Origin of the sequence: Bacillus sp. 491mf (genome assembly GCF_900112415.1) — a bacterium.
GTDB lineage: Bacteria > Bacillota > Bacilli > Bacillales > Bacillaceae_G > Bacillus_A.
In genome coordinates, this window is record NZ_FOLV01000081.1 from 1 (window position 1) to 4,812 (window position 4,812).

4 protein-coding genes are annotated in these 4,812 nt (G+C 35.5%); 3 read left to right on the forward strand and 1 reads right to left on the reverse strand.

Annotated features, from left to right (window positions below):
- Nucleotides 1-264 precede the first annotated feature (264 nt).
- From BM211_RS25535 to BM211_RS25540, 3 genes are all read left to right on the forward strand, one after another.
- Nucleotides 265-1,536, forward strand: coding sequence for a helix-turn-helix transcriptional regulator (locus BM211_RS25535; protein WP_091000193.1), 1,272 nt, complete (start codon nucleotides 265-267; stop codon nucleotides 1,534-1,536).
- A gap of 2 nt (nucleotides 1,537-1,538) precedes the next feature.
- Nucleotides 1,539-1,667 (forward strand): NprX family peptide pheromone, encoded by a 129-nt coding sequence (locus BM211_RS26255; RefSeq protein WP_141771705.1) that lies wholly within the window; start codon nucleotides 1,539-1,541, stop codon nucleotides 1,665-1,667.
- A gap of 358 nt (nucleotides 1,668-2,025) precedes the next feature.
- Nucleotides 2,026-3,687, forward strand: coding sequence for a M4 family metallopeptidase (locus tag BM211_RS25540; protein WP_035434514.1), 1,662 nt, complete (start codon nucleotides 2,026-2,028; stop codon nucleotides 3,685-3,687).
- A 48-nt stretch (nucleotides 3,688-3,735) separates the two neighbouring features.
- Here BM211_RS25540 and BM211_RS25545 read toward each other — a convergent pair whose 3' ends face one another.
- Nucleotides 3,736-4,284, reverse strand: coding sequence for a TVP38/TMEM64 family protein (locus BM211_RS25545; protein ID WP_035434533.1), 549 nt, complete (start codon nucleotides 4,282-4,284; stop codon nucleotides 3,736-3,738).
- Between the last annotated feature and the right edge of the window lie 528 nt (nucleotides 4,285-4,812).

Sequence of the window (4,812 nt, forward strand, 5' to 3'; positions counted from 1 at the left end):
ATAAAGTGAAACTTTAATCAGTGGGGGTTTTCTTCATCCCCCACTGATTATCAGCCCTCACCAATCGGGCTTTTACGGGCAGTTTATCTCCCGCCTAACTTCTTTGCTTTTACTGAATTTTGAGGCGGGAGTATTACTGCCCGTTAATGCGGGATAAATGTTGCAAAAAATCCTTTGGAAAATTTTTGTTTATCAATTTATATTTTTGCGAATTTTATGTATTATTAAAGTACTAGGGTATAGCTTAGAATGGAGGAGGGGACTATGCAACAAAATCTTGAAAAAATGGGTAAGCAAATTTTTTACAAACGACTCCAACAAAAAATGACACAAGAAGAGCTCTGTCAAGGCATTTGTTCCGTCTCATATTTAAGTAAAATTGAAAATGGAAAAATTGAAGCCTCAGAAGAAATCTTGCAGTTATTATGTACGAGATTAGAAATTGCAGTGTCAGATTTAAGAGACATTGAAGCTGAGGTGAAAGAAAAGTTAGAGGAGTGGTTAAAGGCACTAGTTCATTTAGAGAAACATAAAGTTGAAGAGTTATACGTAGAACTAGAAGCAGAAATGCAACAAATCGCCGATTTTGAAATTGTGAATTATTATAAATTGTTATATACGCGATACTTAATTATGAAGAGAAATATACCAGCCCTCAAAGAGGAGTTGGAAAAACTAAAAAAAGTTTATAAAAAATATTCTCCATTTCAGCAACTGTTATATCAGTATAGCCAGGCTTTATGTTATTGCCTTCAGCATAAATGGCAAGATGGACTAAAGTTTTTAATTCAGACAGAGTTAATGGCAAAAGAACAGGATTATTATGAAACCGGAATTTATTATAATTTAGCACTTGCATATACTCATTTTGAGGTTCCACATATGGCACTTCATTTCGCTAATATTGCCATGGAAGGATTTCGAAATGAATATAAATTTCGCAATGTGATTAATTGTCAAATTATTATTGCGTTAAGCTATGTTGAAAAAGGGCAGTATGATGAAGCATTAAAAATTTATGAGAGCATACTGCGTGAAGCGGATTCTTTTTCTGAAAAAGATGTATTGATGGCAATGGTATTAAGTAATATTGGCACTATACATTATAGAATGAAAAAGTATGAAGAAGCTAAAAAATATTATGTGGAAAGTTTAAAATATCAAAGAGATGAAGATGTGAACTACGTCGATACGTTATATGAGATGGCCCTTCAATGCATTCACCTTGAACAATTAGAGGAAGCAAAAGAGTGGATTGATAAGGGGATTACTTCTGCTAAGAAAGATGAAAGATGTAATACGAAGTTGTACTTACTTCTTATGCTTCGTTATAGGTATTTTACAGAACCAAGTGTATATAAAGTATTTTTAGAAACAGAAGCGATACCTTTTTTCAAAAATGCAGGAAATAAAAAAGAATTAAAGAAAGTATATATAGAACTCGCTGAGTATTTTGAGAATTCTTTGCGATTCAAAGAAAGCAATCATTATTATAAGTTAGCAATTGAAGTGCTAGAAACGATACGGGAGGGATAAGGATGAAAAAAGTAATAATGGGTATAGTTTTAACAATGGTGGCAGTAGTTGCGATAGCTGACACTCAATATTCTCATGTACCAGATGTTTTTGGACAAGGCACTGACACAGTTGAAACAGTAAATGTATAAGGTAAATATCAGAAATGGAACTGCCTCGAAAAGCCGTTATAAAACGGCTTTTCGAGGCAGTTTTTTCTTTTTTATTCTTGTTTTTAAATTGTTCATCAAAACTTGAGAAATAAAATATTGAAATATTAAGATTATCGTTAATTTATCACATTAGAATCGAGTTAAAGTTAGGATTTAAATAGTACGGAGTGACAGTGCCCCCTTTTTATTTATGAACTGAGCCTTCTAAATAGTTGTTATCCAAATATAGTAAAAACTTGAGAAATAAATTAATTTAATTTTCAGTATTTTAATAGTGAAAACTTAATGCTACTATAAATCTACTTTCTTTTTTAAAATTTGTTAGGGGGAAAAGAATATGAAAAAAAAGAGTTTAGCGTTCGTATTAGCAGCGGGAATGGCAGTGACAACGTTCGGAGGGACAAGCTCTGCATTTGCAGATTCAAAGAACGTACTCTCTACAAAGAAATACAATGAGACCCTGCAGTCTCCGGAGTTTGTGTCGGGTGATTTAACAGGCGCGTCTGGAAAAAAAGCGGAATCCGTTGTATTTGACTACTTAAATTCTACGAAAAAAGATTATAAACTAGGGGAAAAAAGCGCAGAGGAATCGTTTAAAGTGGAACAAGTGGTAAAAGATCCTGTAGGAGAAACAACAGTTTTACGATTACAGCAAATGTATGAAGGTGTACCGGTATGGGGGTCTACTCAACTAGCTCACATTGGGAAAGATGGTGCATTAAAAGTTGTATCAGGAACTGTTGCGCCTGATCTAGATAAGAAAGAGAAGCTGAAAAATAAAAATAAAATTGACGGAAAACAAGCAATTGCAGCTGCACAAAAAGATTTGGGGCTGAAGCCGAAATATGAAGTAGAGCCATCAGCGGATTTATATGTATATCAAAATGGTGAGGAAACAACATACGCATATGTTGTGAATTTAAATTTCTTAGATCCAGAGCCAGGAAACTATTATTATTTCATTGAAGCTGATAATGGTAAAGTACTGAATAAATACAATACAATCCATAATGCAACTCCTGCAAGTAAGGCACCGGTTAAACCTGTAACAGGAACAAATAAAGTGGGGACAGGTAAAGGGGTATTAGGAGATACAAAGTCTATTAATACAACATTATCTGGATCTAGCTATTATTTACAAGACAATACACACGGTGCAACCATTTACACATATGATGGAAAAAATCGTACGACTCTTCCAGGATCATTATGGTTAGATGCAGATAATATTTTTAATGCTAGTCGTGATGCAGCGGCAGTTGATGCACATTACTATGCGGGCGTAACGTACAATTATTATAAAAATACGTTTAACCGCAATTCTTATGATAATGCTGGTGGAGCGTTAAAATCGACGGTTCATTACGGAAGCAACTATAATAATGCCTTCTGGAATGGATCACAAATGGTGTATGGAGATGGAGATGGATATACATTTATCCCATTGTCTGGGGGATTAGATGTTGTCGGACATGAATTAACGCATGCTGTGACAGAAAGAAGTTCTAATCTTATTTATCAAAATGAGTCTGGTGCATTAAATGAAGCAATCTCTGATATTTTTGGAACATTAATAGAATACTATGATAACCGTAATCCAGATTGGGAAATTGGAGAAGACATTTATACGCCTAGTACAGCTGGGGATGCTCTTCGTTCGATGAGCGATCCAACAAAATATAGTGATCCAGATCATTACTCTAAACGTTATACAGGAACGAGTGATAATGGCGGAGTTCATACAAATAGCAGTATTATCAATAAAGCTGCTTACTTATTAGTAAATGGCGGTACGCATTACGGTGTAACAGTGAATGGTATTGGCAAAGATAAAGTAGGAGCAATCTACTATCGTGCAAATACACTATATTTCACGCAATCAACAACATTTAGCCAAGCTCGTGCTGGTTTAGTACAAGCAGCGGCAGATTTATACGGTACAAATTCAGCAGAAGTGGCAGCTGTGAAGCAGTCATATGATGCTGTTGGTGTGCAATAGGTTTTACTCCCCTTTATATCGTGAAAAAGGAGCATAATGCTCCTTTTTTCATTTTTTCTTCCATGTTTTCCACAAATAAAATAAACCTGCCAAGCCAGCAATTGTAATAATCCATTTTGCTTCATTTGTTCCGTTTATAACTTGATAGGTAGAATACACTTCAATAAGTAACGCTGGTATTTTTCCAAGAGTACTAGCGATGCTAAAAGTTAGAATGGACATCGTTCCAAGGGCTGCAAATAGTGTTACGATGCCAGACGGAATAAAGGGTATGAGGCGAAACGATAAGACGAGAAAGAATGCTTCTTTTCCTTGCACGTAAAGAAGCTTCCTTACTTTTGGGTGATTATCTATGTTTTTGTGTGCAGCTTTTTGAAAACCAAGCCGGTATAAATAAAAAGAGATAATAGCCCCTAATGCTTCCCCGGCAATGGAGATGACTGTTCCTGTCGTTACCCCAAATAGTGAAATGTTAATCGCCGTCAAAAATACACTAGGAATAAAAGCTGCTAGGCTAATAAGAATATTGAATAAGATGCTAAGTGGGATAGCCATCGTTTGGTGATCGATAAGAAAAGAATGAATTGTTTCTGACATATCAATTAGTTTTCCTTTGCTTTTTTTATATACAAGTAAAAAAAAGATATAAAACCCCTTTTCTTTTTGGCGAGGAGACAAGAGCATCTGGCCATGCATAGTAGCGGTCAGGGCCTATTCCTGCCACATGCGAGGTTTAAAAACAAAGAGACAGGCCATTTTGTATTCTGTATAGCTGAAAAATTAAAGTGGATTTATCCTGCTATTTGCGGGCAGTAGGCTTCCTACTGATGGAAGTTTCACTTTATATAGCATTACATCACAGTTTTTATAGTAAGACAATAGCATTGTGGAAGATCACAGATGTATTTGTAGAAAAGTAATATTTTTATAGAAAGAATGACTAGGATACATACGATGAATACTCCCCCACTTAGCAAAGCTTGAAGTGGAGGTTTCTAACGTTTCGACCTAACGGACGATTAACGTTAGTGGAGTTAACACACTAGCGAGCTGTTCCACGCCTAACCCCTCTATCCCGTTTGTCCATGCATTCGGGACTACTTTTCGTAAAATATTAGCCGCAGC

What these genes read in the sequence shown, in the direction of transcription:
- BM211_RS25535 (WP_091000193.1), top strand. Translation starts at nt 265, where the DNA reads ATGCAACAAAATCTTGAAAAAATGGGTAAGCAAATTTTTTACAAACGA.
- BM211_RS26255 (WP_141771705.1), top strand. Translation starts at nt 1,539, where the DNA reads ATGAAAAAAGTAATAATGGGTATAGTTTTAACAATGGTGGCAGTAGTT.
- BM211_RS25540 (WP_035434514.1), top strand. Translation starts at nt 2,026, where the DNA reads ATGAAAAAAAAGAGTTTAGCGTTCGTATTAGCAGCGGGAATGGCAGTG.
- BM211_RS25545 (WP_035434533.1), bottom strand. Translation starts at nt 4,284, where the DNA reads ATGTCAGAAACAATTCATTCTTTTCTTATCGATCACCAAACGATGGCT.